The 2,616-nt window shown below is 70.9% G+C and carries 3 protein-coding genes; 1 reads left to right on the top strand and 2 read right to left on the bottom strand.

What is annotated here, in order from left to right; all coding sequences use genetic code 11:
- Positions 1-165: 165 nt before the first annotated feature.
- Positions 166-1,197 (top strand): nuclease-related domain-containing protein, encoded by a 1,032-nt coding sequence (locus B7X32_RS20240; RefSeq protein ID WP_292723874.1) that lies wholly within the window; start codon positions 166-168, stop codon positions 1,195-1,197.
- Positions 1,198-1,218: 21 nt separating this feature from the next.
- On the opposite strand, the gene B7X32_RS20235 is transcribed toward B7X32_RS20240, so the two are convergent.
- Together B7X32_RS20235 and B7X32_RS20230 are read right to left on the bottom strand one after the other, a co-directional pair.
- A complete protein-coding gene (locus B7X32_RS20235; protein WP_292723871.1) occupies positions 1,219-1,455 on the bottom strand; it encodes a hypothetical protein in 237 nt (78 codons plus the stop codon).
- Positions 1,456-1,610: 155 nt separating this feature from the next.
- On the bottom strand, positions 1,611-2,387 hold the full coding sequence (locus B7X32_RS20230; protein ID WP_292723868.1) for a DeoR/GlpR family DNA-binding transcription regulator: 777 nt from the start codon (positions 2,385-2,387) through the stop codon (positions 1,611-1,613).
- Positions 2,388-2,616: the final 229 nt, after the last annotated feature.

The following is a 2,616-nucleotide window of genomic DNA, read 5'->3' as shown; positions in this document are numbered from 1 at the left end:
CGACAACGCCCTCATCCGATGACGCCACTCGCACGCCAGATGAGCGATCGGTCGTGAATCGCTAGGTGCGGTGTCGCAACACGACAGTTACGGGGCCTCGCGAGCCCTCATCCTCATCGCGAACCCCCTCTGCCGCCCGCGCTCCGGCGTCGCTACGCTCCAGGCATGACGACTCAGGATCCGTCTGCGAAGCGGATGCGGCTGCGCTACGCAGGCCGTTGCCGGGTCTGCGGCACGGCACTGCCGGCCGGCACCGAGGCGGTGTACGAGCCGTACGCCAGGACCGTGTGCTGCCTCGCGTGTCAGGGATCCGTGGAGACCCCGGACAGACCTGCCGCCGTCGCTACGGAGCGCGCGAGTGCTCAGCCCCTGCTCGAGGGTCCCGACACTCCCCGTGAACCCCCGATCGACGCCCACCCCGTCCTCCCCGATGCGCTGCGGTTCCGCACCCCTGCCGCCGCCGTGATCGCCGAGACGCTGCGCGTGCAGTCGGCTGCCCCGCCGAGGACCAGGATGCAGCGGCTGTTCGGAAGGACGCCGCTCTCACCGGACGCCCAGAGCTGGTACGTCGGTGCGATCGGCGAACTCGAGGTCGGCAGGATCCTCGACCGGCTCGGCCCCGAATGGCACACTCTGCATGCGGTGCCGGTCGGGACGCGGGGCAGCGACATCGACCACGTGGCGATCGGTCCCGGCGGCGTCTTCACGATCAACACCAAGCATCACGACGGCGCGAAGGTCTGGGTCGGCGGGCATCGGATCCTCGTGAACGGACAGCGCACCGACCACCTGCGCAATGCGGACTTCGAGGCGACGCGCGCCGCGAAGGTGCTCGGCGAGGCGGCGCATCAGACGGTCGAGGTGACGCCGGTCCTCGCGATCGTCGGCGCGAAGAGCATTCAGGTCAAGGAGAGGCCGCCGCGCGTCGAGGTGCTGCGCGCGGAGGCACTGGGGCGGCGGCTGGAGCGCTCCCCGCAGATCTTGACGCCCGAGGACGTCACCGCGCTGGTCCGGGTCGCCGTCCTCCCCGCGACGTGGGGCTCGACATCGCTCCCGGAGGCCGACCTCACCGCGTTCGCGGTGCTGCGCACCGAGGTCGTGTCGGCGTTCCGGCGGCGGCGGGCGTGGGCGACGGGCGGGATCCTCGCGGTCATGGCTGTGCTGATGACGCCCGGAGCGATGGTGCTGCTCCGCTGACCCCTGGACCGCATGCGCCCTTCAGGAGCGCCAGAACCGCTCGGCGAGGGTCGCGACTTCCTTGTCGAGCGTCGAGAACTTCACGTCCATCGTGTCGAACCGCGCGTTCATCTCCCCGCGAAGGCTTTCGATGCGGCTGTCGGCGGCGTCGAACTTCGCGGAGATCGTGCGCGTCAGCAGCGTCGTCATGAGCGTCATGCCTCCGAGCATCACCGCCGCGAACACCCCGATCAGCGTCCACACCTGTGGTTCCGTCATGGCCATGCCCCATTCTCGCTCGCGGGACCCACGATGTCACGGCAGAGCCTCGCATGGTGAGCGTCGCCCGCGATCTGTGCAGAACCCGGGATTCCGGCAGGTTGTGGGGAAGGACCCGGGAACCCCGCCGGCGGGCGACGACCTTCGGACCCGGCTCAGCCCGCCAGCACGACGTCGAATCCGGCTTCGACCAGCGAGCGACGGTCCGCGGGGGCGAGGCCGTCGTCGGTCAGCAGCGTCGGGAAGAGGTCCGCGCCGCCGACCGCGGCGAACGCGGAGGCGCCGATCTTGGACGAGTCGGCGACGATCACCGCACGCCGCGCGCGGCTGGCCATCAGCCGGTTCACGGCCGCCTCGCGCTCGTCGTGCGTGCTCGCCATCCCCTCGGCGGACACGGCGTTCACGCCGATGAAGGCGATGTCAAGAGCGATGCCCGCGAGCAGCTGCTCCACGAACGGCCCCACGAGCTCGTAGCTGCGGGAGTGGATCACCCCACCGGTCACCACGACCTTGAAGTCGGGACGCGTGGCGAGCTGGGCGGCGATGTTCACCGCGTTCGTGACCACCGTGAGCCCCTGGTCGGCGAGGTCCTCCCTGGCCGCGAGCGCCGTCGCGATCGCCGTCGTGGTGGTGCCGCCCGAGAGGCCCACCACGGATCCGGGAGCGACCAGCGCCGACGCCGCCTGCGCGATGCGATCCTTCTGCGAGGTGCGCTGATGGCTCTTGTACCGGATCGGCAGCTCGTAGGCGACGGACTGCGCCACCGCCCCGCCATGGGTGCGGGTGAGCAGCCGCCGCTCGGACAGGCTGTCCAGGTCGCGGCGGATCGTGGCGGCGGAGGCGTCGAAGCGCTCCGCGAGCTCCTCGACCGACACGTCCCCCCGCGCCGCGAGGAGGTCGAGGATGGCCGTCAGCCGGTTCGCCCGGTTCACCTGCCGACTCCGAAACCCTCGTTCGAAGCGCGCAAATCGCTGTATTCCGGGCGAAGATCGGGCAAAGTGCGCGCTTCGAAACGGAACCCCGTCACGACTGGTCCTGTCCGGCGAACAGGCGCAGCAGCCGCGCGGCCTCGCCCGCCACGGCGTCCCGGGCCGGGGCCAGGTACTTCCGCGAGTCGACGAGACGCGGATCCGCCTCGAGCCGCTCCCGGATCGCGCGCGT

It is taken from the genome of Microbacterium sp. 13-71-7 (assembly GCF_002257455.1).
Classification (GTDB): domain Bacteria; phylum Actinomycetota; class Actinomycetes; order Actinomycetales; family Microbacteriaceae; genus Microbacterium.
The sequence above is the reverse complement of the archived record's forward strand: the minus strand, read 5'-3'. Positions and strand labels throughout refer to the sequence as shown.